Source organism: Paraburkholderia sp. J41 (assembly GCF_905220235.1).
GTDB lineage: Bacteria > Pseudomonadota > Gammaproteobacteria > Burkholderiales > Burkholderiaceae > Paraburkholderia.
Window position 1 is genome coordinate 1 of sequence record NZ_CAJMZE010000057.1, and the last position, 23,010, is coordinate 23,010.

At 67.9% G+C, this 23,010-nt stretch carries 21 protein-coding genes; 13 read left to right on the forward strand and 8 right to left on the reverse strand.

Annotation, left to right across the window (positions count from 1 at the left end):
• Positions 1–713: 713 nt before the first annotated feature.
• Positions 714–1,667 carry a hypothetical protein gene (locus tag U5805_RS30575; protein WP_322107228.1) on the forward strand — a complete coding sequence of 318 codons (954 nt, stop codon included), beginning with the start codon at positions 714–716 and terminating at the stop codon, positions 1,665–1,667.
• Between the two features lie 281 nt (positions 1,668–1,948).
• On the opposite strand, the gene U5805_RS30580 is transcribed toward U5805_RS30575, so the two are convergent.
• On the reverse strand, positions 1,949–2,794 hold the full coding sequence (locus U5805_RS30580) for an aldo/keto reductase (protein ID WP_322107229.1): 846 nt from the start codon (positions 2,792–2,794) through the stop codon (positions 1,949–1,951).
• Positions 2,795–3,009: 215 nt separating this feature from the next.
• Between U5805_RS30580 and U5805_RS30585 the strand changes: the two genes are divergently transcribed.
• Positions 3,010–3,756 (forward strand): GntR family transcriptional regulator, encoded by a 747-nt coding sequence (locus U5805_RS30585; protein ID WP_322107230.1) that lies wholly within the window; start codon positions 3,010–3,012, stop codon positions 3,754–3,756.
• Positions 3,757–3,945: 189 nt separating this feature from the next.
• Here the strand turns inward: U5805_RS30585 and U5805_RS30590 are convergent, their stop codons facing one another.
• Positions 3,946–4,314: a DUF2917 domain-containing protein gene (locus U5805_RS30590; RefSeq protein ID WP_322107231.1), complete on the reverse strand. Its 369-nt coding sequence runs from the start codon at positions 4,312–4,314 to the stop codon at positions 3,946–3,948.
• A gap of 183 nt (positions 4,315–4,497) precedes the next feature.
• Here U5805_RS30590 and U5805_RS30595 point away from each other — a divergent pair, with 183 nt between their 5' ends.
• From U5805_RS30595 to U5805_RS30605, 3 genes are all read left to right on the forward strand, one after another.
• Positions 4,498–5,943: a PLP-dependent aminotransferase family protein gene (locus tag U5805_RS30595; protein ID WP_322107249.1), complete on the forward strand. Its 1,446-nt coding sequence runs from the start codon at positions 4,498–4,500 to the stop codon at positions 5,941–5,943.
• A 238-nt stretch (positions 5,944–6,181) separates the two neighbouring features.
• Positions 6,182–7,630, forward strand: a complete 1,449-nt coding sequence (gene mdtD, locus U5805_RS30600) for a multidrug transporter subunit MdtD (protein ID WP_322107232.1) — start codon at positions 6,182–6,184, stop codon at positions 7,628–7,630.
• 294 nt (positions 7,631–7,924) lie between these two features.
• Entirely contained in the window at positions 7,925–9,190 is a 1,266-nt protein-coding gene (locus U5805_RS30605; RefSeq protein WP_322107233.1) for an EAL domain-containing protein, read from the forward strand.
• Positions 9,191–9,248: 58 nt separating this feature from the next.
• Here U5805_RS30605 and U5805_RS30610 read toward each other — a convergent pair whose 3' ends face one another.
• Together U5805_RS30610 and U5805_RS30615 are read right to left on the reverse strand one after the other, a co-directional pair.
• The gene (locus U5805_RS30610; protein WP_322107234.1) at positions 9,249–10,463 is read right to left on the reverse strand and encodes a sigma-70 family RNA polymerase sigma factor; all 1,215 of its coding nucleotides are present in this window, start codon (positions 10,461–10,463) and stop codon (positions 9,249–9,251) included.
• A gap of 321 nt (positions 10,464–10,784) precedes the next feature.
• Positions 10,785–10,952 carry a hypothetical protein gene (locus U5805_RS30615; RefSeq protein ID WP_322107235.1) on the reverse strand — a complete coding sequence of 56 codons (168 nt, stop codon included), beginning with the start codon at positions 10,950–10,952 and terminating at the stop codon, positions 10,785–10,787.
• On the opposite strand from U5805_RS30615, the gene U5805_RS30620 reads away from it, so the two are divergent.
• Both U5805_RS30620 and U5805_RS30625 read left to right on the forward strand, forming a co-directional pair.
• Positions 10,951–11,589, forward strand: coding sequence for an ATP-dependent Clp protease proteolytic subunit (locus U5805_RS30620; protein WP_322107236.1), 639 nt, complete (start codon positions 10,951–10,953; stop codon positions 11,587–11,589). The genes U5805_RS30615 and U5805_RS30620 overlap by 2 nt on opposite strands.
• Positions 11,590–11,689: 100 nt before the next feature.
• Positions 11,690–12,265 (forward strand): isochorismatase family protein, encoded by a 576-nt coding sequence (locus U5805_RS30625; RefSeq protein ID WP_322107237.1) that lies wholly within the window; start codon positions 11,690–11,692, stop codon positions 12,263–12,265.
• 113 nt (positions 12,266–12,378) lie between these two features.
• Here the strand turns inward: U5805_RS30625 and sodB are convergent, their stop codons facing one another.
• Positions 12,379–12,957, reverse strand: coding sequence for a superoxide dismutase [Fe] (gene sodB / locus U5805_RS30630; RefSeq protein ID WP_322107238.1), 579 nt, complete (start codon positions 12,955–12,957; stop codon positions 12,379–12,381).
• A 547-nt stretch (positions 12,958–13,504) separates the two neighbouring features.
• Positions 13,505–14,881 carry an exodeoxyribonuclease VII large subunit gene (xseA, locus tag U5805_RS30635; protein WP_322107239.1) on the reverse strand — a complete coding sequence of 459 codons (1,377 nt, stop codon included), beginning with the start codon at positions 14,879–14,881 and terminating at the stop codon, positions 13,505–13,507.
• A 578-nt stretch (positions 14,882–15,459) separates the two neighbouring features.
• Between xseA and lpxK the strand changes: the two genes are divergently transcribed.
• The 5 genes from lpxK to U5805_RS30660 all read left to right on the forward strand — a co-directional run bounded on the left by lpxK (position 15,460) and on the right by U5805_RS30660 (position 19,639).
• A complete protein-coding gene (gene lpxK / locus U5805_RS30640) occupies positions 15,460–16,545 on the forward strand; it encodes a tetraacyldisaccharide 4'-kinase (RefSeq protein ID WP_322107240.1) in 1,086 nt (361 codons plus the stop codon).
• Positions 16,526–16,732: a Trm112 family protein gene (locus U5805_RS30645; RefSeq protein ID WP_322107241.1), complete on the forward strand. Its 207-nt coding sequence runs from the start codon at positions 16,526–16,528 to the stop codon at positions 16,730–16,732. The genes lpxK and U5805_RS30645 overlap by 20 nt, the downstream gene beginning before the upstream one ends.
• A gap of 177 nt (positions 16,733–16,909) precedes the next feature.
• Positions 16,910–17,713, forward strand: coding sequence for a 3-deoxy-manno-octulosonate cytidylyltransferase (kdsB, locus tag U5805_RS30650; RefSeq protein ID WP_322107242.1), 804 nt, complete (start codon positions 16,910–16,912; stop codon positions 17,711–17,713).
• Positions 17,714–18,021: 308 nt separating this feature from the next.
• Entirely contained in the window at positions 18,022–18,684 is a 663-nt protein-coding gene (gene adk / locus U5805_RS30655) for an adenylate kinase (protein ID WP_322107243.1), read from the forward strand.
• 196 nt (positions 18,685–18,880) lie between these two features.
• Positions 18,881–19,639, forward strand: a complete 759-nt coding sequence (locus U5805_RS30660) for a 3-hydroxyacyl-CoA dehydrogenase (protein ID WP_322107244.1) — start codon at positions 18,881–18,883, stop codon at positions 19,637–19,639.
• 108 nt (positions 19,640–19,747) lie between these two features.
• Here the strand turns inward: U5805_RS30660 and U5805_RS30665 are convergent, their stop codons facing one another.
• Both U5805_RS30665 and murJ read right to left on the reverse strand, forming a co-directional pair.
• Positions 19,748–20,587, reverse strand: a complete 840-nt coding sequence (locus U5805_RS30665; protein WP_322107245.1) for a SirB1 family protein — start codon at positions 20,585–20,587, stop codon at positions 19,748–19,750.
• Between the two features lie 5 nt (positions 20,588–20,592).
• A complete protein-coding gene (murJ, locus tag U5805_RS30670; RefSeq protein WP_322107246.1) occupies positions 20,593–22,143 on the reverse strand; it encodes a murein biosynthesis integral membrane protein MurJ in 1,551 nt (516 codons plus the stop codon).
• Between the two features lie 520 nt (positions 22,144–22,663).
• On the opposite strand from murJ, the gene rpsT reads away from it, so the two are divergent.
• Positions 22,664–22,936, forward strand: coding sequence for a 30S ribosomal protein S20 (rpsT, locus tag U5805_RS30675; protein WP_322107247.1), 273 nt, complete (start codon positions 22,664–22,666; stop codon positions 22,934–22,936).
• Positions 22,937–23,010: the final 74 nt, after the last annotated feature.

Here is a 23,010-nt window from a genome sequence, read left to right on the forward strand (position 1 = left end):
GCAGTTCGGTGTTGCAGTTCGGTGTTGCAGTTCGGTGTTGCAGTTCGGTGTTGCAGTTCGCCCTCGCCGTTCGCCATCGCGGTTCGTTGCCGCCGTCGTCGCGGCGCTCTCCATCGCCGTAGTTGCGCCGTTCGCCGTTTCGCCACGCGCGGACGCCCGCGCGCCGCCGCGAATGCGCGGGACGCATGCTCGCTTCTGCAATGCAAGTCGCCGAAAACCCGCCTGCGTTTCAACGTCGATACATTTTCAGCGCATTTTCACGCCCCGCGATCGCAGGTCGACGGCCCGATCCACGGCACATGGCCTTCCCGCGCCGATGGCACGGAACTCGCTAAATCCGCCACAGGCATCCGGTCGCCGCTGACCGGCACGGCAGCGACGTCAAGCCCGGAATCAGCACGCTGCCGCGCCGGGCGAACGGATGACTGGACCGAAGGCGCTTTTCATCCGCCGCCCCGCATGCGCGGGCTCCGACGATCGACATGCCCTGCCCGATCCGGTCATTCCTCGCGTGCCCGCCCGGTTGCCTGCTTGCACTGCGAGTACCGCTCGCGCCGAAAGAAATCGAATGCGCGCCCCCACGCGGCCGCGCGCTTCGGCACGAAGCGGATCAAGCCTGTCGGGGACCGGCGCGTGCGCGCGAATACGCGACACGCGTCCCGCCACAAGGCGCGTGAGGCGACGGCGCAACTGGCCGCCGCCGGGAGACCGCGATGAGAACAACGAAAATTCATCAGTACTGCTATGGAGTTGCGCGAGGGTTCGCGTTCGGCGCGATGGCGGCGGCCGTGATGCTGCCCGCCAATGGCGCGCGAGCGGGTCAAGCCGGTCAAGCGGACGAGCACGAGGACATCTTCGCGCAACCCGTATTGCTCGCCGAAGCGCCCGTCGAGGCCAGCGGCGCGCAGGTCACGCGGCGCGGCACGTTATCGGCGGCGGCGCCGATCGCGGTGGCGGCCACGCAAGGCAAATCGGCGGCGAGCACCGCGAAAACTGATTCGGACTCCGATGCAATTACCGTGGCCGGCGACTTCTCCGCCGTGTTCGCTCCCAACGATTGCGAGACGCATCACGGCGGCTGCTTCCGCGGCAACGGCGGCGCGGGCGCGTCGAGTTCGGGCAATGGCGGTGGCGGCGCGGGCGGTTCCGGTGGTTCCGGTAGTTCGTCGAGTTCCGCCGGCACCTCGGGATCGACATCGAGCAGCCACGGCAGCGGAAGCGGCAGTTCCGGCGTGAGCGGCGCGGGATCGAGCGGCGGCAAGGGCGGCGGTAGCGGTGGTAGCGGTAGCGGTAGCGGTAGCGGTAGCGGTAGCGGTAGCGGCGGCGGTGGTGGCGGCGGTGGCGGCGGTGGCGGCGGCGGCGGCGGCGGTGGCGGCGGTGGCGGCGGTGGCGGTGGTGGCGGTGGTGGCGGTGGCGGTGGCGGCGGCAACTCCGGCGGCTGCGGTTGCGGCGGCGGCAACGGTGGATCGTCGGGCGGACCTTCCGGCGGTCACGGCGGCGGTCCTTCCGGCGGCCACGGCGGCGGATTTGGCGGAGGCTTCGGAGGCGGATTCGGCGGTGGTTTTGGAGGCGGATTCGGTGGCGGATTCGGCAAGGGTGGTTCGTCGGGCGGCCCGGGCGGTGGGTCGGGCGGCGGCTACGGTGGCGGCCATGGCGGCGGTCATTGAGCCCGCGCGGCAGCGCGGGCCGGGCGCCCCAGCCACTCCGATCTGGCGCGCGGGGCCAGGCGCGCCAGTCCTGGCAACGGCGGCGGTGTCCCGGTCCCCCGGCCGGGCGCCGCCGCCGCGGGCCGGACGCCCGCAGCGCCGCATCCGCGCGCGCGGCTCCGCCTCACGCCTCACGCGCAGCGGAGGCGACGCGCACAGCCGTCGCCTTATCTGATCCTTCCTGAGTGCTCCGATCGCACCTGATTCCCTCGCGCCGCACGCGTGGCCGCGCCCCGCTTGCGCTACAGCATTTCGAGCGGACGTTTCGCGCGCGGCGGCTTGAAATACGCGTCGAGCGCCGCGCATTCCTCAGCGGAGAGCGCAAGGTCGAGCGCCGCGCGGTTGTCGCGCACATGCTCCACGCGCCCCGCCTTTGGAATCGCGCAAACGCCATCCTGCCGCAGCACCCACGCCATCGCGACGCGATACACCGACACCCCGTGCGCCTGCGCGATGTCGTCGAGCGGCGAACGGCGCGGCAGGCGGGCGTGATCGACGGGGCTATACGCCATCACCGGCATGCGATGCGCGGCGCTCCACGGCAGCAGGTCGAATTCCGGCCCGCGCCGCGCGATGTTGTAGAGCACCTGGTTGGTTGCGCACGCATCGCCGCCGGGCGTGGCGAAGAGTTCGTCCATGTCGCCGGTGTCGAAGTTGCTCACGCCCCAATGGCGAATCTTGCCCGCGCGCACGAGCGCTTCGAAACCCTCGACGGTTTCCGCGAGCGGCACGCCGCCGCGCCAGTGCAGCAGATATAAATCGAGCCGGTCGGTATTCAGGCGCTTCAGGCTCGCCTCGCACGCGCGCACGACGCCCGTGCGGCTGGCATGGTGCGGATACACCTTGCTCACGAGAAATACGTCGTCGCGCAAACCGTGCAGCGCCTCGCCCACGAGGCGCTCGGTGGCGCCGTCGCCGTACATTTCCGCCGTGTCGACGAGCGTCATGCCGAGCGCGACGCCCTCGCGCAACGCGGCGATTTCGGCGGCGCGGTTCGCGCCCTTCTCTCCCATTTCCCACGTGCCCTGGCCGAGCTTCGCGATGCGTTCTCCGTCGGGCAGCGCGACGGTGGCGATATCAGTCGTCATGGTGGTCCTCTGCGTCCTTCGCGTCCTTTGCGTCCTTCGCGTCTTTTACGCCCCTTACGTGGCGGCGCGCGGCGAAGCGGCCGGCTTTCCGAGGTCGGACGACCAGTGTATCGCCTCGCGCCGCGCTCGGTCATACGCGGGCGCGCAGACCGATCATTACCGGCTTCTCGCGCCAATGACATAAAATTGCCGTTCGCCTTCCACGCCCGCTTCCCATGAACGCACCCACGGAAGACCGCTGGCGCGACCTGCGCCCGGACCCGGAGAACGACACCCCGCTGTATTTGCAACTCGCGCGCAAGCTGAGCGTGGCGATCCACGACAACCGCTGGAACGCCGGCGAGGCGCTGCCGTCCGAGCGCGTGCTCGCGGACGCGCTGGGCGTCTCGCGCATCACCGCGCGCAAGGCCATCGCGCTGCTCGTCGAACAGGGATTGATCCGGCGCACGCAAGGTGCGGGCAGCTTCATCACGCCACGCTACGAAGACCCGCTGTCGCGCCTCACGAGCTTCAGCGAGATGCTGCGTCAGCGCGGCTTCACGCCCGCCTCGCGCTGGCTCTCGCGCGAGATCCAGCCCGCGAGCCGCGACGAGGTGATCCAGCTCGGCCTTTCGCCCGCCGCCGCCGTGACGCGCCTCAAACGCCTGCGCCTCGCGGACGGCATCGTCATGGCCGTCGAGAATTCCACGTTTCCCGCCGCGCTGATTCCCGATCCGGGCGCCATCGGCGACTCGCTCTACAGCTTTCTGGAGCAGCGCGGCTTGTCGATCGTGCGCGCGCTCCAGCATTTTCGCGCCGTGAACGCGAGCGACGAAATCGCGCAGCAGATGAGCATCGCGCCCAACGAAGCGCTGCTGCTCATCACGCGCGTGGGCTATACCGCCGATCAACGCGCGATCGAGCTTACCGACACGTACTGCCGCAACGACTATTACGATTTCGTCGCGGAATTGCGGAAATAGCGCCGATACCCACGCCGGATCCGTGCCGCGCCCGGCCCCGCTGTGCGCGCGGCCACCGGCATCTAACCGGCAGGACACGGCGGCAGGGCACGGCGGCGAAACACCACGGCAGAGCAATGCGGCAAGGCCCAACGCGCGGAAGTCCAGCCCACGACACGCGCAGCGGCGCCGCCCGCGCCGCCTCGCGCCTCAACCAGCCGCGCGCACGCCCCACTGCCCGCGCCGCGCCCATTCGCGCAACGTCGCGCCGACACGCGCCGCGAGTTCGCGCGAACCCTCCCCCCGCGCCGCCGGGAAAACCTCGCGCGCGTGCGCCGCGCCGCCCAGCGCCAGTGCGAAACGCGCGCGCCGCCCAGCGCCCTTGCCCGCGCTCACATGCACGCGCACGCCGGCCGCGAGCGCGATCGACTCGTTCTCGCGCAGCCAGTAGTCGCCGGCGTCGCCGTCGAACGTGAGCCACAACTCGCCCTCGCTCACCTGCAACCGCATGGGTTGCGCGAGCCGCCACGTCTCGACGGGCTCGCCATATTCCAGTTCGAAGATTCGGATTTCGCGCATCGCCGTGCTCCTTGATGATCGCCGGATCGTGCTCTCCGGCGGCCCGAAAAAGCCGCTTGATGGGCCTTCCCGGTTGGAGCATTATGGCGGACAGCGCATGACGCCCCCATGCACAGTTCCGAACACTTCGCACGAAACTGTTCAGCCAAAAAACCGGACAGTCGTCGCGGACCCTTCTCCGAAATCCGCATGAAACTCGAACTCGACCGCGCGAGCGCCATCCCGCTCACCGAACAGATCGTCGCCGGCGTGCAGGGCTGGATTCGCTCGCGCGCCGCGCACCCCGGCGCACGGCTGCCCTCGATCCGCCAGTTCGCCGCCGATTACGCCATCAGCCGCTTTCCCGTGATCGAGGCTTACGACCGGCTCGTCTCGCTCGGCTATCTGGATTCGCGCCACGGCTCGGGTTTCTACGTGAGCGAGCACGCGCGCTCCGGCATGGCGGGCATGGGCACCTGCGACCTGTCGAACGCCGCCGACGAATCGGGCCATCTGCTGAGCCAGTTCGAGCGCGCGGGCGAAGTGCTGCAACTCGACAGCGGCTCGATCCCGCAAGCGTGGCGCGACCTCGAGGCGCTCGGCCAGGCGATCCGCCATGTCTCGCGCCACGATCCGGCGAGTCTCGTCGATTACGGCTCGCCCGGCGGCGATCCGGTGCTGCGCGAGCATCTGCGCAACCGGCTCGCGCCGCTCGGCATCGTGGCCGACGCGCAGCAGATTCTCATCACCGAAGGCGCGAGCGAGGGGCTCGACCTGCTCATGCGCTACATGCTCAAGCCCGGCGACGTGGCATTCGTCGAAGATCCGGGCTACTACAACCTCTACGGACTTCTGAAGCTGCACGGCGTGCGGCTCGTCGGCATCCGCCGCACGGCCAACGGGCCCGACCTCGATCATCTGCACGCCATGCTCGCCGAACACCGGCCGCGCGCGTTCTTCGTCAACACCGTGTTCCACAATCCGACCGGCACGTCGATCTCGCCGCCCGTCGCGTTTCGCTTGCTGCAACTCGCGCGCGAGCATCGCTTCACGATCGTCGAGGACGATATCTACGCCGATTTCCAGGCCGATCCCACCGACCGCCTTGCCGCGCTCGACCAGTTCGAACACGTCGTCTACGTGGCGGGGCTGTCGAAAACGCTGTCGTCCTCGCTGCGCGTGGGCTACGTGGCCGCGAACGCCGCGATCGTGCGCGATCTCGCGGCCATCAAGGCGCTCACGACGATCAGCGGCTCGCGCTTCGCGCAGGCGGTGGCCGCCACGCTGCTGGAGCGCGGCGCGTATCGCAAGTATCTCGAACGGCTGCGGCGGCGCGTGGCCGAAGCGCAGGGCGCGGCCGCGCGCACGCTCGAGGCGCACGGCTGGGACGTGTTCGGCGCGCACGGGAACGCGGCGGCGGCGCGCGGCTACGCGCAAACCGGCGGCAAATTCGTCTGGGCGCGCGTGCCGCATATCGACGATTCGGCACGGCTCGCGGCCTGCGGGGAAACGCTCGGCGTGGCGGTCTCGCCGGGCAGCCACTTCCGCCCGCACGGCGAGGCGTGCCCGTGGGTCCGCATCAACGTGGCGCTGGTGCAGGACCCGCGCGCGCAGGCGTTTTTCGCGCAAGCGGCCAAGCTGCGGGCGTAGCCGCGGGGAACGACAGCGGCGGCGGCACCGTCACCGACACCGACACCGACACCGACAACGGCAACGGCACCGACACCGACACCGACACCGACACCAACAGCGACAACGACAACGGCAACGGTGAATTCGGCCCGCAGCCCGGTTGCAATCCCCGCCGAACCGCAACCCGCTCCCGCCGCGCGCACAGCGTTTTCCCTACAATGGCGCTTGCCCGCGCGCCCGCTCCCTCTTTCCGCCCATGCCCGACACCGAAGCCCCGACCTCGCCCAGCACCGCGCCTTCCGAGCGCAAGTTGACCGTGATGCTGTGGCTCGTCGCCACCGGCTTCTTCATGCAGACGCTCGATTCGACCATCGTCAACACGGCGCTCCCGGCAATGGCGCAAAGCCTCGGCGAATTGCCGTTGCGCATGCAATCGGTCGTGATCGCGTACTCGCTCACGATGGCGGTGATGATTCCCGTCTCGGGCTGGCTCGCGGACAAGCTCGGCACGCGGCGCGTGTTTCTCGGCGCGATTCTCGTGTTCACGGTCGGCTCGCTGCTTTGCGCGAGCGCGCACACGCTCAACCAGCTCGTGCTCTCGCGCGTCGCGCAGGGCGTGGGCGGCGCGATGCTGCTGCCGGTCGGCCGCCTCGCCGTCTTGCGCACCTTCCCCGCCGAACGCTACCTGCCCGCGCTCTCGTTCGTGGCCATTCCGGGTCTGATCGGCCCGCTCATCGGCCCGACGCTCGGCGGCTGGCTCGTGCAGATCGCTTCGTGGCACTGGATCTTTCTCATCAACGTGCCGGTGGGCGTGGCGGGCTGCGTGGCCACCTTCATCTTCATGCCCGACAGCCGCAACCCCGACACGCCGCGCTTCGACCTGCCCGGCTATCTGCTGCTCGTCACCGGCATGGTGACGATCTCGTTCGCGCTGGACGGCCGCTCCGAACTCGGCATCAACGAAGCCACCGTGCTGGTGCTGCTGATCGTCTCGCTCGCGGCGTTCGTTGCCTACGGGCTGCACGCCGTGCGCACGCCCAAGCCCATCTTCTCGCTCGACCTCTTCAAGATCCACACCTTCAGCGTGGGGCTGCTCGGCAACCTGTTCGCGCGCATCGGCAGCGGCGCGATGCCGTATCTGATTCCGCTCCTGCTGCAAGTCGCGCTCGGCTATACGCCGTTCGAAGCGGGCCTCATGATGCTGCCCACCGCCGCCGCCGGCATGTTCTCCAAGCGCCTCGTGACCTCGCTCATCATGCGGTACGGCTACCGCAGCGTGCTGGTTTCGAACACGGTGCTGGTCGGGCTGATGATGGCGAGCTTCTCGCTTTCCACGCCCGCGGAGCCGCTCTGGATGCGCATCGCGCAACTCGCCCTCTTCGGCGCCGTCAATTCGATGCAGTTCACGGCGATGAACACGCTCACGCTCAAGGACCTCGGCACGGGCGGCGCGAGCAGCGGCAACAGCCTGTTCTCGCTCGTGCAGATGCTGGCCATGAGCCTGGGCGTAACGGTGGCGGGCGCGCTGCTCACCACGTTCGCCGGCCTCATCCATCGCGCGACCGAGGCCAACACGATCCCGGCATTCCACGCGACCTTTATCTGCGTGGGCATCATCACGGCGGCTTCGTCGTGGATCTTCGCGCAGCTTTCGCCCGAAGTGCGGCGCACCGCGAAGAAGACCGATCCCTCGGAACGCGCCTGACGCGGCGCGCGCGCGCACCGCTTCGGTGCAGCAGGCCGTTTTTCTCGACGATGCGAACCGCGCGGCCGCCCGCGCGGCCGGCTTCAGTCGCCGCACGAAATCGCGCCGGGCGGCCGCACGGGCTTGCGGCGCGTGCGCGGCTTCCCCGCGCCTCGCGCGCGCCATCGCAACTTGCATGATTTTTGCTGCGCTATAGGGCGATTCATCAGGAGCGCCTCCGGCCTTCCTGCGGCCTCAGGCAATTCGTGCTGTAAACTTCGTGTTCACGCGCGCTCCACAACCGATAGAACCAGCATGATCGACCTCGATCCCCCCGGCTACCAGTCGCGCCCCATGGCGGGCGAAGAAGGCGCTCGTCGTACCGTGCTGTACGGCGGCTACACCGTCTTCAGCGTATTCCAGCCCGTGTTCTCGGTCGCGCACCGCCGCGCGATCGGCTATCACGCGTCGCTGCGCGCGCACGACGAGCAGGGGCAGCAGGTGCCGTCGCAGGAAGTGTTCACGCAGGCGGCGCGGCGCGGCGACCTGCTCGAACTCGGCCGGCTCGCGGAGTCGCTGCATCTGGGCAATTTCAACGCGTTCGATTCGCACGACGAATGGCTCTTTCTGAGCCTGCATCCCGCCGCGCTGATGGACACGAGCTACGGCGACGCGCTGCTCGCCGGCCTCAAGGCGCTCGGGCTGCCGCCGCAGCGCGTGGTGCTCGAAGTGTCGGAACAGGCGGGCGGCGAGAATTCGCGCTTCGCCGAAATCATCGACGGCTTGCGCAAGGCCGGGTTCGTGATCGCGCTCGACGGCTTCGGCGCGAAGCACTCGAATATCGACCGCGTGTGGCAGCTTCGCCCCGACATCGTCACGCTCGACCGCAGCCTGCTCGCCCAGGCAAGCCGTCATGCGCATATCGAACGCGTGCTGCCGGGGCTGGTTTCGATGCTGCACGAGTCGGGGCAGCTCGTGCTGGTGGGCGGTTTGTCGACCGAGCGCGACGCGCTGATCGCGCTGGAAAGCAACGCCGATTTCGTGCAAGGCGCGTATTTCGCGCGCCCCGGCGTGGAGCCGGTGCCGCCCGCCACGGCGCAACATTTGATGGACGATCTGTCGATGCGCCTGCGCGAGCGCGTGAGCGCGCGCGAGCGGGCGCAGTCCGCGCGCCTCGCGCCTTACGTGAGCGCCCTCGAAGCCGCCGCGAAACAGCTCGCCGCGGGCGCGGGCATGAACGACGCGACGCTGCCGCTGCTCGGTCTCGACGACACGGCGCGCAGCTTCCTGCTCGACGATTCGGGCCGCCAGATCGGCGACAACGTGCTGCCCGACGGGCGCACCTCGCAGCGCGCCAAGCGCTTCCGGCCGCTGCTGCATTCCGAAGGCGCGAGCTGGGAACGGCGGCCGTATTTCATTGGCGCGATGAAGGCGCCCGGTCAGGTGCAGTTCACGCCGCCGTATCTGTCGATCAACGAGGCGCACCTGTGCGTGACGGCTTCGATTGCCGCGCAAACGCCGCACGGCGTGCAGGTGCTGTGCGTCGACATCAACTGGGACGGCGCGGCGCAGCGCGGCTGATGCCGCCTTGCGCGCTTTGCGCACTTTTGCGCACTTTTGAGAACCTGGCGCGGCGCGGTCAGGCGATCGCGAGCTGTCGCGTGGCCGCCGCGCCGATGACCTCCCTCGTCGAAATGCCGATCGCTCGCGCGCCGAACCGCGCGAGCAGCGCGCGCACGGCCGCGCCGCCGAACGCGCGATTTGCGGCTTCGAGCATGCGCGACGCCGGCATGCCGTTCGCCACGCCTATCACGGGCTCGAATCGTCCGTCGCCGTCGTCGCGAACGTGCAGCCAGGCGATCAGCTCGCCGTTCTCAGCGACGAGCGCCACGCCTTGCGCGCCGTCGAACGTGAGCGCCTCGGCGCGCAGCGCGCCGTGCGCGGCCTGAATGGCGGTTGCGCGTGTTGCTTCGCATACCGAAAGATTCGCCGATGCCGCCGCATTCGCCGATGCCGCCGCATTCGCCGATGCCGCCGCATTCGCCGATGCCGCCGCATTCGCCGATGCCGCCGCATTCGCCGATGCCGCCGCATTCGCCGATGCCGCCGCATTCGCCGATGTCACCGCGTTCGCCGATGCCGCCACCAGCGCCGTCGCCGCCACGCCGAGCAGGTCCATCAAGCCCGCGCGGTCCTGCGCATGCAGCACGTCGCGCAAACGCTCGACCGCGCGCGTGTGCTCCGTGCGGTCCGCCGGCGCGCGCTGCGCGGGCGTCTCGCGCGCGAGACGCAGATGCGCGCGCCGCACGATCTGGCGGCAATGCGCGCTCGTGCAGCCGGTGAGCGCCGCGATTTGCGCGTAGTCGCAATCGAACGCCTCGCGCAGCACGAACACGGCCTGCTCCAGCGGCCCCAAACGCTCCATCAACAGCAGCAGCCCATCGGACAGGCGCGCGGCGATCAGCCCGGTTTCCTCGGCCGAAGGCGCGGCGGCGTCGCACGCCTCGTGCGCCTCGTGGACTTCGTTCGCCTGCTCGCGCCGCAAACGCCGCAGCCGGTCGATCGCGAGCCGCACCGTGACCGTCGAAAGCCACGCCTGCGGCGTGCGCACCGCTTGCGCGTCGGCGTCGCGCCAGCGGAACCACGCGTCCTGCACCACGTCTTCCGCTTCCGCGCGGCTGCCCAGCACGCGCGCCGCCAGCGCGAGCAGACGTGAGCGCGCCGCGTCGAATACGGCCGCGCGCGCCGTGTCGGCGTGGCGTCGAACCGCAGCCGCGCGCGCGTTATCGTGCGCGTCGTCGCCCGCTTTTTCATGCGCGCATTCGTGGGCGTTCCCGCTTGCCGTTTCGTTCATCGCGACACTCCCAAACTCGTCGATTGGTTGCGACGCCAGTGCGTCGCCCGTTGCTTCATCGGTTGCGTCATCGGTTGCATCATGGCTTGCACCGCTCCTTGCGCCGTCAATCAACGGCCACGCCGCCTGTGACGCCCGTTTCGGCGGCAACGATTCGGCCGCATGCTTCGCCGGTTGTTGCGTGATCGGCTGCTTGACCGGCTGCGTCGCCGGCTTCGTCATCGGCCGCATGACCGGCCGCTGCTCGCTGCGCCTCGTTGCGCGATCCCTTGCAATCCTTCGTTGAGCCATCAATCCGCTCCTTCGCCTTGCCGCGTCGCGCTAGCGCCGGCATCCGCCGGCATTCGTCGCTTTTTTCATGACGAACGGCGGCGCCCCGATGTGACAGCCGCGCGCAAAAAAATCGCTCGTCACGCGGCGGGCGCGGCGGGCGTCATGAAAGTGTAGCGGCACCCACGCGCCGCCGAATCCACCGACGAGGACGCTCATGCATCTTGCCCCATTCGCGACCCACGCGCCCACCGCGCTCAATCTCGTGCCGACCGTGATCGAAACGTCGGGGCGCGGCGAACGCGCCTACGACATCTACTCGCGCCTGTTGCGCGAGCGCATCGTGTTTCTGATCGGCCCGGTCACGGAGCAGAACGCGAGTCTCGTGGTCGCGCAACTATTGTTTCTCGAAGCCGAAAATCCCGAGAAAGACATCAGCCTCTATATCAACTCGCCGGGCGGCTCGGTCTACGACGGCCTCGCGATTCACGACACCATGGCGTTCATCAAGCCCGACGTCTCCACGCTTTGCACCGGTTTTGCCGCGAGCATGGGCTCGTTCCTGCTTGCCGCCGGCACGCCCGGAAAACGTTTCGCACTGCCAAACGCCCGCATCATGATTCATCAGCCTTCGGGCGGCGGCCAAGGTACGGCCGCCGATGTCGAATTGCAGGCGCGCGAGGTGCTGTATCAACGCGAACGCCTGAACGCGATGCTCGCCGCGCACACCGGCCGCGACATCGCGCAGATCGTGCGCGACACCGACCGCGACAATTTCATGTCGGCGCACGAGGCGGCCGGCTACGGCATCATCGACCGCGTGCTCGATTCGCGCGAGGCGCTGCTCGCGACCTGACGCGCGGCGTGGCCCGCGAGGCTGGATGGCGCTGAACGGCGCTTATTGGCGCGTATTGGCGTATGGTGTACACCTGACGCTTTCCACCCACAGGTACACCATGCCACACGCTCTTACGCTGAACCCGCGCACGACCGCGCTCGTGATGATCGATCTTCAACACGGCATTGTGAGCCGCCCGGTTGCGCCGTACAGCGGCCCGCAGGTCGTCGCGCAGGCCAGGACGCTCGCCGACGCGCTACGCGCGCGAGGCGGCACCGTGGTCTGGGTGCGCGCGCTCGTCAACGAAATTCTGGCGCTGCCCGCCGACACGCCCATGCGCAAGCCCGACGCCCCCGCCGCGCCGCCGCAGGCTTCGGAACTCGTGCCCGAAACGGGCGCGCAAGACGGCGACGTGTTCGTCGCGAAACGCCAATGGGGCGCGTTCTATGGAACGGATCTCGAACAGCACCTGCGCCGCCGCCACATCGACACCATCGTGCTGGGCGGCATCGCCACGAACTTCGGCGTGGAGTCCACGGCGCGCGCCGCGTTCGATCGCGGCTTCAAGCTCGTGTTCGTCGAAGACGCCACGTCGGGCCTCGACGAAACCATGCATCGCTTCGCGTTCGAGAAGCTGTTCGGCATCATGGGACACGTGCGCTCGACACAGGAAACGCTCGCCGCGCTCGCTTGAGCGCGCGAAGAAAAGCCCTTGAAACAAGGCCCAAAAAGTCAAAAAGCCTTCGACGCGAATCGAAGGCTTTTTGCTTGCGCCGTCTCGCGAGGCGGCGCGGCGGGACGGAACGCTTAAGCGAAGTTCTTCGCTGCGAAGTCCCAGTTCGCGATGTTCCAGAACGCTTCGACGAACTTCGGACGCGCGTTGCGGTAGTCGATGTAATAAGCGTGTTCCCACACGTCGATGGTGAGCAGCGCCTTCGCGTCGGTCGTGAGCGGCGTGGCGGCGTTGCTGGTCGACACGATGTCGAGCGAGCCGTCTGCCTTCTTCACGAGCCACGTCCAGCCCGAACCGAAGTTGCCGACCGCGGCCTTCGAGAAGGCTTCCTTGAACGCGTCGAACGAACCCCACTTGGCGTTGATCGCGTCGCCGAGCGCGCCCGACGGTGCGCTGCCGCCTTGCGGCGAGAGGCAGTTCCAGAAGAACGTATGGTTCCAGACTTGCGCCGAGTTGTTGAATACGCCACCCGACGACTTCTTGACGATCTCTTCGAGCGAAAGCTTTTCGAACTCGGTGCCCGGAATCAGGTTGTTCAGATTCGTGACGTAAGCCTGGTGATGCTTGCCGTAGTGGTAATCAAGCGTCTCTTCCGACATATGCGGAGCGAGGGCATTCTTCGCGAACGGCAGCGGCGGGAGCGTAAATGACATGATGCGGTTCCTTCGTCGTGTTATGGGGGAGTTCTGCGTGAAGTTCTACATAGTCGCCGGCATGGAGCACTCGATTGTAGGCGAGTTGGAATAACCCCGCAAACACGCGGCCTTTATGGCGGAGATCGTCCGCATGGCGGTTTGCGGGCCTCGCATCGCCCGGTCGTGGCGGCTTCGCGCCAAGGTCGGCAACACGCGCGGACCGTGCTGGCGAAGCGCGATTTCACGGCCGGTTTTCATGGCCGGTTTTAACGGCCGATTTTCACGGCCTTTTCGTTGCTTCGCGCGTTATACGAAGCAGCCGGAACCGCCATGCCGCCGCCGGCCGCACCGAAAAAGCCCACGAATGCAGGCGCATTATCGTTGCGCGCCTTCATCTGGACTTCGTGTCACGCCAATGCAAGCGGACTGCAATGCGGCTGCAACGTTCGCGCAATATCCACACCATATCCATGCAATAGCAACGCGATGTCCGGCGCGACGGCACCGTGATTTCGTCGCAGCGAGTCGATTGCAGCAAGCGGCGCGCCCACTCCGGGCGGGCACGTCAAAAGCTGTCGGCAAGACGCGGCTGCACGTCCGCGAGCGCGACGTCGGCGCTGCCTTGCGCGAGATGCACCGTGACGCGCTTGCCCGGCTTGAGCGCCGCCGGCGAGCGCAGCGCGGCGCCGTTTTGCGCGTCGAGCAGCGCCGCATAGCCGCGCTCGAACGTGCGCTGCGGGCTCAGCACTTCGAGCCGCGCCGCGAGTTTCGACACGCTCGCCGTCTCGCGCTCGCGCCGCCGCTCGAAAGCGCTGTCGAGACGGCGCGAAAGCGCGTCGATACGGTTGCGCTCGGCGCCGGCGTCGGGGCGCGCGCGCTGCCAGCGCATCTGCACGAGATTCAGGCGCGCGCGCGCTTCGGCCGTCGCGCGTGTGCCCGCCGAAGCGAGCCGGATCGCCAGTTGACGCAAATGCGTGCGCTGCTGCGCAAGCCTTTCGGCAGGCGAAACGAGCCGCCGCGCAAGCCAGTCGAGCTGCTGCGCGCGCCGCTCCAGCAGGCGGCCGAAGTCGCGCGCGAGCGTGGCGTGCCGCTGATCGAGTTCGCGCAGCAGCAGCGTGCGCTGCGGGCTCACGAGTTCGGCGGCGCCCGTGGGCGTGGGCGCGCGCACGTCGGCGGCAAAGTCGGCGATGGTGAAATCGGTTTCGTGGCCCACGCCGCTCACCACCGGAATCGCGCTCGCCGCAATCGCGCGCGCGAGCGTTTCGTCGTTGAACGACCAGAGATCCTCGATCGAGCCGCCGCCGCGGCAGAGCACGATCACGTCGACCTCGGCGCGCGCGTTGGCGGTGTCGAGCATCGTGGTGAGCTTGTCGGGGGCGCCCGCGCCCTGCACCGGCGCGGGATAGACGATCACCGGCACGTGCGGCGCGCGGCGGCACAGCGTGGTGAGCACGTCGCGCAGCGCGGCGGCCTGCATCGACGTAATCACGCCGATCGCGCGCGGGTGCGTGGGCAGCGCGCGCTTGCGCCCGGCGTCGAACAGCCCTTCGGCTTCGAGTTGCGCCTTCAGGCGCAGGAACGCTTCGTAGAGGCGGCCCTGGCCCGTGCGGCGCACCGCTTCCACGTTCAGTTGCAGTTCGCCGCGCGGCTCGTACATCGTCACGAGCGCGCGCACTTCGATGCGGTCGCCCTCGCGCGGTGTGAATTCGGCGTATTGCGCGCGGCCGCGAAACATCACGCAGCGAATCTGCGCCTGCGCGTCCTTGATCGAAAAGTACCAGTGGCCGCTCGCGGCCCGCGTGAAGTTCGACACTTCGCCGGAAATCCACGCGAGCGGAAACGAGCGTTCGAGCATGGCGCCAATCGCGCGATTGAGCGCCGAAACCGGCACGACGACGTCGCCGGACGCGGCGGAGGAAGCGGAAAAACGATCGGAGAGCATGCGCGGGGAAGGTGAATAACGTGGGCCGGACAGACGATAGACCGATCCGGGGGCCGCAGTCCAGCGGCGGTTGAGCGCATTAACCGGGCCCGAAGCGCAAGCGCCCCGAGGTGTCCACACGATCCCGGTCATGCGTCATAGTGGCCGAAAGCCGTCTGCAAACGCTGATAATTCAACCTATCTGTCTGATTTTTATGGGAATTTTATCCCGATAAGGAATGCTGTCGCCGATGAAAGGGCGTATGAGCGGGCCTTTGAGCCCGCGCGAAGGCCCTTTTTCCACAAAGTTATCCACAGGCGCGACGGAAACCGTGCGGTGCCGCCGCCCGGCTTTCGCCGCGGGCAGCACCGGACACCCAACTTGCCCCGTCAAGCCGATGCGCGCTAGAGTGCCGGGTTCGCGAGGGCGCCGGCGCAAGCCGCCCGGCCCGTCGCGCCGCTTGCCGCGACGGGCGTGTTCCCGCTTTCGTCGCGGTTCTTTCGCCGATCAGAAACCGGAGATCCGACTCGATGCCCGTGATGCCCGTTTTGCACGACCGCCTTTCGCATCGCCGCGCTTTTTACAACGCGTTTTGGCTATGAGCGGCAAGATTTCCACGCTCAGGAACCGCGCCGAAACCGGCATCGCCCAAGCGTGGCAGCGGCGCGGCGCGCTGGCGTGGGCGCTCACGCCGTTCGCGGCTGTGTTCGCGGCCGCGAGCGGCGCGCGGCGCGCGGCCTTCGCGGCGGGCTGGCTCAAGAGCGTGCGCGTGGGCGTGCCGGTGGTGGTGGTGGGCAACGTGACCGTGGGCGGCACGGGCAAGACCCCCACGGTAATCGCGCTCGTCGAGGCGCTGCGCGCGGCGGGTTACGCGCCTGGCGTGGTTTCGCGCGGCTACGGCGCGCGCGTCGAGCGTCCCACGCCCGTCACGCCAGATACGCCCGCGCGGCTTTGCGGCGACGAACCGTTGCTGATCGCGCGCCGCACCGGCGTGCCCGTCTGGGTCTCGCCCGACCGCGTGGCGGCGGCCTCGGCGCTGTGCGCGGCGCATACCGACGTCGACGTGATCGTGAGCGACGACGGCCTTCAGCATTACCGGCTCCAGCGCGATTTCGAACTCGTGGTGTTCGATCACCGGCTGGGCGGCAACGGCTTCCTGCTGCCCGCGGGCCCGCTGCGCGAACCGCTCTCGCGCCGCCGCGACGCCACGCTCGTCAACGATCCCTACGCGCGCACGTTGCCGCCGTGGCCCGACACCTTCGCGCTCAAGCTTCAGCCCGGCGACGCCTGGCATCTCGCGAATCCCGCGCTGCACCGCCCGCTCGCGCAATTCGCCGTTCCGCCGGCGTCACAAGGCGTCTCGCCCGCGCAACCCGGCGGCGCCGGGCCGGGCGCGCCGCGCCTCGTGGCCGCCGCCGGCATCGGTTCGCCCGAACGCTTTTTCGCGACGCTGCGCGCGGCCGGCCTCGCGCCCCGCACGCTGCCGCTGGCCGACCATTACGCCTACACGACGAATCCGTTCGCCGACCTCGCCGCCGACACAATCCTCGTCACCGAAAAGGATGCAGTAAAATTGGCGGCCTGGAACGACGCGCGCATCTGGGTCGTCCCCGTGGAGGCCGCGCTCGATCATCGCCTCATTACCCTGGTTGTGGAGAAACTCCGTGGACGCCCGTCTGCTTGAAATCCTGGTCTGCCCGATCTGCAAGGGCCCGCTCAGCTACGATCGCGCCGCGCAGGAATTGATCTGCAACGCCGACAAGCTCGCTTATCCGATTCGCGACGGCATTCCCGTCATGCTCGTCGACGAGGCGCGCCAAACCGTCGAAGGCACGCCCGTCGATCCGCTCGGGCCGGTCGCCGGCGCCTGACACCGGCGACGCCGTTCGAGCCGGCGCGCGCACGCATGCCGTGCTGCCGGGCCGACAACGCGGCGCGGCGCGCGCGGCTTCGTCCGGGCGCCCGCCTTCCGCTTTTGCAACGCGCGCCGTTTCCGGCGCGTCGTTTTTTTCAACGCGACTTTCACGAGATCGCCTGACCCGCTGGCCATGACCGCTTCCGTGCCTCCCTTCATCGCCGTGATTCCGGCGCGCCTCGCGTCCACGCGGCTGCCGAACAAACCGCTCGCCGATATCGGCGGCAAACCGATGGTCGTGCGCGTGGCCGAACGCGCGCTCGCCTCGGGCGCGCAGCAGGTGCTGGTCGCCTCCGACGCGCCGAGCGTGCTCGACGCGGCCCGGGCGCACGGTCTCGAAGCGGTGCTCACGCGCGCCGACCATCCCACGGGCACCGACCGCCTCGCCGAAGTCGCCGGGCAGTTCGGCTGGAGCGACGATACCCTCGTCGTCAACGTGCAGGGCGACGAGCCGTTGATCGACCCGCGGCTCATCTGCGACGTTGCGTCGCACCTGGCCACCCACGCCGATTGCGCGATCGCCACGGCCGCGCATCCGATCACGGCCGCCGAAGAAATCCTGAGCCCGAACGTCGTGAAAGTCGTGCTCGACGCGCGCGGCGTGGCGCTCTATTTCTCCCGCGCGCCCATTCCGTGGGCACGCGACGCATGGCAGCCGCACTGGTCGCCGGCGCGCCTCGATCTGGCCGCAATGCCCGCCCCGCCGGCTCCCGCGACCGTCTACCGGCACATCGGCCTGTATGCGTACCGCGCGAAATTCCTGCGCAGCTACCCCACGCTTTCGCTCTCGCCGATCGAGCAGGTCGAAGCGCTGGAACAGCTACGGGCGATGTGGCACGGCGAGCGCATCGCGGTGCTCGTCACGGCCGAAGCACCCGCGCCCGGCGTCGATACGCCCGCCGACCTCGCTCGCGTGCAGGCGTTATTCCGGCCTTAATTCGGGCCGTGGGGCCAACATCCCATGGCATAATCAATTGTTTGCGCGAGCCGTCTAAAGCCTTTGTGCATCGGGGTTTCCCCGCTTTTTGCCGGCGCTGCCCGCTGCGCCGTCCGCTGCGTTTGCTCTCATTCGCCCGGACGCTGCCGCGCGGGACTCGCCGCCGCCCCCGTTTCGCATCGGCCGTTCACGGCGCGAGCGAATGGGCGGCGCGTGCCGAAAAACCGCACTGACGCTGCCGATTGCCGCCCCCGCGCGTGGGGCGGCCGCCGCGCCGGAAGAATTCACACAGATCGGAGATGTTCACCATGCGTTTGATCCTGTTGGGCGCCCCGGGCGCGGGCAAGGGAACCCAGGCAAACTTCATCAAGGAAAAGTTCGGCATCCCCCAGATCTCCACGGGCGACATGCTGCGCGCGGCCGTGAAGGCCGGCACGCCGCTCGGCATCGAAGCCAAGCGCTTCATGGACGCCGGCGAACTCGTCACTGACGAACTCATCATCAACCTCGTCAAGGAACGCCTCCAGCAGCCCGACTGCCGCAACGGCTACCTGTTCGACGGTTTCCCGCGCACGCTGCCGCAAGCCGAAGCCATGAAGCAGGCCGGCGTCGCGATCGACTACGTGCTCGAGATCGACGTGCCGTTCGACGAGATCATCGTGCGCATGAGCGGCCGCCGCATGCACCCCGCGTCGGGCCGCACCTATCACGTCAAGTTCAATCCGCCGAAGGAAGACATGAAGGACGACGTGACGGGCGAGCCGCTCGTCCAGCGCGACGACGACAAGGAAGAGACCGTGCGCAAGCGCCTCGACGTGTACGTGGCGCAAACCAAGCCGCTCATCGCGTATTACAGCGACTGGGCGAAGCGCGGCGAGGAAAACGGCCTGAAGGCGCCGCAATATCGCGCGATCTCGGGTCTTGGCAGCGTCGACGAAATCCGCGAGCGCGTGTTCGACGCGCTGAAGTAAGCCCCGCTTCGACCGGCCGCGCCGGGGCCGTCCGGCAGGGCCGGGCTTCCCGCCGTCGGTCCTGGGCGCCGCACCGCAGTATCCCGCGGGCCGGCTGGCGTTGCGCACGACACAATCGCGCGCGGCGCCGGGCGGCCCGCTTTGCTTTGGGTTTCGGCGAAGGCGGCGGCGCACACAACAACACTGGAGACAAGCCATGCAAATCCGCGACAACGTATTTCTCATCACCGGCGGCGCCTCCGGGCTCGGCGCGGCCAGCGCGCGGCTGCTCGCCGCCGAGGGCGCCAAGGTCGTCATCGCCGATCTCAACGAGGACGCGGGCAACGCGCTCGCGCGGGAGTTGGGCGGCGCCTTCGTGAAGTGCAACGTCGCGAGCGAGGAAGACGGCGCACGCGCCGTGGCCGCGGCCACGGCGGCCGGCACGCTGCGCGGCCTCGTGAACTGCGCGGGCATCGCGCCCGCCGTGAAAACCGTGGGCAAGGACGGCCCGCACCCGCTCGACGCGTTCTCGAAAACGATCTCGGTCAATCTGATCGGCACGTTCAACATGATCCGCCTCGCCGCCGCCGCGATCGCGCAAACCGCGCCCGGCGAAGGCGGCGAGCGCGGCGTGATCGTCAATACGGCTTCGGTCGCGGCCTACGACGGGCAGATCGGCCAGGCGGCCTATGCGGCATCGAAGGGCGGCGTGGTGGCCATGACGCTGCCGATCGCGCGCGACCTGTCGCGCAACGGCATCCGCGTGATGACGATCGCGCCCGGCATCTTCGAAACGCCGATGCTGCTCGGCATGCCGCAGGACGTGCAGGATGCGCTCGGCGCGATGGTGCCGTTCCCGCCGCGCCTCGGCAAACCCGGCGAATATGCGATGCTCGTGAAGCAGATCGTCGAGAATCCGATGCTCAACGGCGAAGTGATCCGCCTCGACGGCGCGATTCGCATGCAGCCGAAATAAGGCGCGCCATCCGCCGCGTGGTGACATGAGTCGCGCGCGGATTTCGCGGACGCAAAAAAGCCCGCCGTCGCCAGCCGGCTATTTCACCGGCGCCGGCAACGCCGCGCGCTAGTCGTTGTCGAGCGTGCGCTGTCGCAACTCGTGCAACTGCGACTCGACAACGGTGGCGTCCTCGGCGTCCGGGCGCGCTTCCAGATACTGCTCCAGATCCTCGAGCGCGGGCCGCAGATAATCGAGCCGCGCGTAGGCAAAGCCGCGGTCGCGCACTTCCTCGATGCTCTCGGGCAGCAGGATCACGAGCCGCTCCTGGATTGCGAGCAGACGCTGCCAGCGCTCGGTTTGCAGATACACCGACTTGAGGTTGCGCAGCATGCGCGCGATGATCTCGCGCCGCGTGGCCGGTTCGAGCAGCATGCGCAGCGCGCGCGCCACCGAATCGCCGGCATTCGCGACGAACGGCTCCAGCATTTCGACCATGTCCGATTCCGTGAGCGTGCGGCCCGTGGTCGGATCGAGCATTTCGTCGCCTTCGGGCAACGAAACACGCAGCAGGAAATGCCCCGGAAACGACACGCCCTGCACCGGCAGGCCGAGTTGCCCCGCCATCTCCAGATAGATCACGGCGAGCGAAATCGGGATGCCGCGCCGGCGCTTGAGCACGGCGTTCAGGTGGCTGTTGTCGGGGTCGAGATAATCGTTGAGATTGGCCGCGAAACCCATTTCGCGAAAGAAGCAGCGGTTGAGAAAGCCGATCTGCTGGCGCACGTCCGCACCTTCGGGCAGGCGGCGTCGCACCCGCAGCGCGAGTTCGTCGATCTCGGCGAGCGCGGCCTGGAGATCGAGATCGGGATAGGCATCCTGCGCGATCGCGAGCGCCGCTTCGGTGAGCGGCAGGCTCTCGTCGTCGGCGACGAGCGCGCCGAAATAGTCCAGAACTCGCGTAGTCATCGTGGTCACTTCGCCCGCCTCTTGAAGTACGCGTATTTGAAGCCCATGAGCCAGAGCATACCGAAATATAGCGCCGCGAACAGCACGAGGCACGCGAAGAGGAGCGCGATGCGCGCGAGGGGCTCGTGGCGCAGGCCGATCCAGTCGTAACTGATCGAGCACCAGTGCATCGCGCCCGCCAGCACGAGACAGGCGCCGATCAACTGCATGAAAAACGTCGTCCAGCCTGCCGAAGGCATGTAGATGCCGCGCCGGCGCAGGCCGATAAAGAGCAGCAGCGCGTTCATGCACGCGCCGAGGCCGACCGAGAGCGTGAGGCCCGCGTGCGAGAAGATCGGCACGAAGATGTAGTTGCAGACCTGCGTGGCGACCAGCACGCCCACGCCGATCTTCACGGGCGTCTTGATGTCCTGGCGCGCGTAAAAGCCGGGCGCGAGAATCTTGATGAGGATGAGGCCCACGAGTCCCACGCCGTAGGCGGCGAGCGCGCGGCCCGTCATCACGACCGAGGTGGCGTCGAATTTGCCGTAGTGGAACAGCGTGGCCGTGAGCGGCTCGGCGAAGAAAAAGAGCGCGACGGCCGAAGGCGCGGCCAGCAGGAACGTCACGCGCAAGCCCCAGTCGAGCAGCGCCGAATATTCGTGCGGATCGGCGTCCACATGCGCTTTCGAGAGGCTTGGCAGCAGAATCGTGCCGAGCGCCACGCCGAGCAGCGCCGTGGGAAATTCCATCAGGCGGTCGGCGTAATTGATCCACGAAACCGCGCCCGGCCCGAGCCGCGATGCGATATTGGTATTGATGATGAGGCTGATCTGCGCGACCGACACCGCGAACATCGCCGGCACCATTTTCGCGAGCACGCGTTTGACGCCGCGATGCGCGAGCGCCTTGAGCGGATTCCAGCCGATGCGCGGCATCATGTCGATGCGCTTCAAGCCCGGCAATTGCACGAGGAACTGCAACACCCCGCCGACGATCACCGCCCAGGCGAGCGCGTAGACCGGCTGCTTCATGTGCGGCGCGAACGCCACGGCCGCCGTGATGAACGAGACGTTGAGCAGCACGGGCGCGAACGCGGGCAGCGAAAACTGCTTGTACGTGTTCAGCACGCCGGACGCGAGCGACGTCAGCGAAATGAACACGATGTACGGGAACATGATGCGCGTCATCGTGACGGCCAGCGGATACGCCGCGCCGTCGGCCTTCAGGCCCGAAGCCACCACGGTCACGACGAACGAAGCGCCGAAAATGCCGAGCAGCGAAAGGATCGCGAGCACCCAGGCAAGCACCGTCGAAGTGGCGTCGACGAGCGCGCGCGTGGCGTCGTGTCCTTGCTGGTTCTTGAATTCCGCGAGAATCGGCACGAACGCCTGCGAAAAGGCGCCCTCCGCCGAAATGCGGCGCAGCAGGTTGGGAATGCGAAACGCGACGTAGAAAGCGTCAGTGAACTGGCTCGCGCCGAACGCGCGCGCAATCAGCGTTTCTCGGGCCAGTCCGGTCACGCGCGACAACAGCGTGAAGCCGCTGACTGTCAGCAGGGCTCGGAATAGATTCATGGGGCGCCCATTATACGGGCGCCACGCGCCGCGCCAACGTTTGGCGGCGTGCGCTCGCGCGCGGTTTGTTGACGGCGCGTCTCTCCCCGCGCGAAAAGGGCGCGAACGAAGCCGCCGCGAGCCCAGTTTCGCCGGGGGGGCGCCGATTGCCACGCCGCCGATTTCGTTGCTATAATTCGCGGTTCGAGTTTCTGACTCGATGGCGTCCCGGAAAGGAAGCGGCGAACAGCGGTTCTATCAGCGTATAGAACGTATGAAAGAACGTATAAGCGCGTTTTCCGCTTTGGCACAAGGGGCGCAGCCGGCCAACCGCCGATCGCAGCAATGCGCGCAAGCGGGTAGCAAAAGTTAGCAGGTTTGCTAAGCGAACCGTAAGCGAGCCGGCAAATACCGTTTTGCGCTTTCGGGCTTTCCGCCCGGCGGCGCAAATCCAGGCACCGAGCGTATTGGAATCAAACAGGGGAACCCGACACGGAACCCTTGAAACGGTTCGTGCGCTCCGAATAATCAAGGATCTGTAATGGCAAATTCCGCACAAGCACGCAAGCGTGCCCGTCAAGCCGTCAAGGCAAACTCGCATAACTCGGCGCTGCGCTCGAAGTTCCGCACGGCGATCAAGGCTGTTCGCAAGGCAATCGACGCCGGCGACAAGGCAGCAGCCGCTGAAATCCTCAAGGCATCGGCAAAGACGCTCGACATCATCGCCGACAAGAAGATCGTTCACAAGAACAAGGCAGCTCGCCAGAAAAGCCGTCTGTCGGCCGCCGTCAAGGCGATGCAGGCAGCGCAATAAGGCTTCCGTCGCGGCGGCGCTCAGGCGTCGCCCGGCACTTGCCGCGCATGACGAAAAACCCGCTTCGGCGGGTT

Bases quoted from the DNA above. Each gene is read 5' to 3' on its own strand.
- U5805_RS30575 (WP_322107228.1), top strand. From the start codon at position 714: ATGAGAACAACGAAAATTCATCAGTACTGCTATGGAGTTGCGCGAGGG.
- U5805_RS30580 (WP_322107229.1), bottom strand. From the start codon at position 2,794: ATGACGACTGATATCGCCACCGTCGCGCTGCCCGACGGAGAACGCATC.
- U5805_RS30585 (WP_322107230.1), top strand. From the start codon at position 3,010: ATGAACGCACCCACGGAAGACCGCTGGCGCGACCTGCGCCCGGACCCG.
- U5805_RS30590 (WP_322107231.1), bottom strand. From the start codon at position 4,314: ATGCGCGAAATCCGAATCTTCGAACTGGAATATGGCGAGCCCGTCGAG.
- mdtD (WP_322107232.1), top strand. From the start codon at position 6,182: ATGCCCGACACCGAAGCCCCGACCTCGCCCAGCACCGCGCCTTCCGAG.
- U5805_RS30605 (WP_322107233.1), top strand. From the start codon at position 7,925: ATGATCGACCTCGATCCCCCCGGCTACCAGTCGCGCCCCATGGCGGGC.
- U5805_RS30610 (WP_322107234.1), bottom strand. From the start codon at position 10,463: ATGAACGAAACGGCAAGCGGGAACGCCCACGAATGCGCGCATGAAAAA.
- U5805_RS30620 (WP_322107236.1), top strand. From the start codon at position 10,951: ATGCATCTTGCCCCATTCGCGACCCACGCGCCCACCGCGCTCAATCTC.
- U5805_RS30615 (WP_322107235.1), bottom strand. From the start codon at position 10,952: ATGAGCGTCCTCGTCGGTGGATTCGGCGGCGCGTGGGTGCCGCTACAC.
- U5805_RS30625 (WP_322107237.1), top strand. From the start codon at position 11,690: ATGCCACACGCTCTTACGCTGAACCCGCGCACGACCGCGCTCGTGATG.
- sodB (WP_322107238.1), bottom strand. From the start codon at position 12,957: ATGTCATTTACGCTCCCGCCGCTGCCGTTCGCGAAGAATGCCCTCGCT.
- xseA (WP_322107239.1), bottom strand. From the start codon at position 14,881: ATGCTCTCCGATCGTTTTTCCGCTTCCTCCGCCGCGTCCGGCGACGTC.
- lpxK (WP_322107240.1), top strand. From the start codon at position 15,460: ATGAGCGGCAAGATTTCCACGCTCAGGAACCGCGCCGAAACCGGCATC.
- kdsB (WP_322107242.1), top strand. From the start codon at position 16,910: ATGACCGCTTCCGTGCCTCCCTTCATCGCCGTGATTCCGGCGCGCCTC.
- adk (WP_322107243.1), top strand. From the start codon at position 18,022: ATGCGTTTGATCCTGTTGGGCGCCCCGGGCGCGGGCAAGGGAACCCAG.
- U5805_RS30660 (WP_322107244.1), top strand. From the start codon at position 18,881: ATGCAAATCCGCGACAACGTATTTCTCATCACCGGCGGCGCCTCCGGG.
- U5805_RS30665 (WP_322107245.1), bottom strand. From the start codon at position 20,587: ATGACTACGCGAGTTCTGGACTATTTCGGCGCGCTCGTCGCCGACGAC.
- murJ (WP_322107246.1), bottom strand. From the start codon at position 22,143: ATGAATCTATTCCGAGCCCTGCTGACAGTCAGCGGCTTCACGCTGTTG.
- rpsT (WP_322107247.1), top strand. From the start codon at position 22,664: ATGGCAAATTCCGCACAAGCACGCAAGCGTGCCCGTCAAGCCGTCAAG.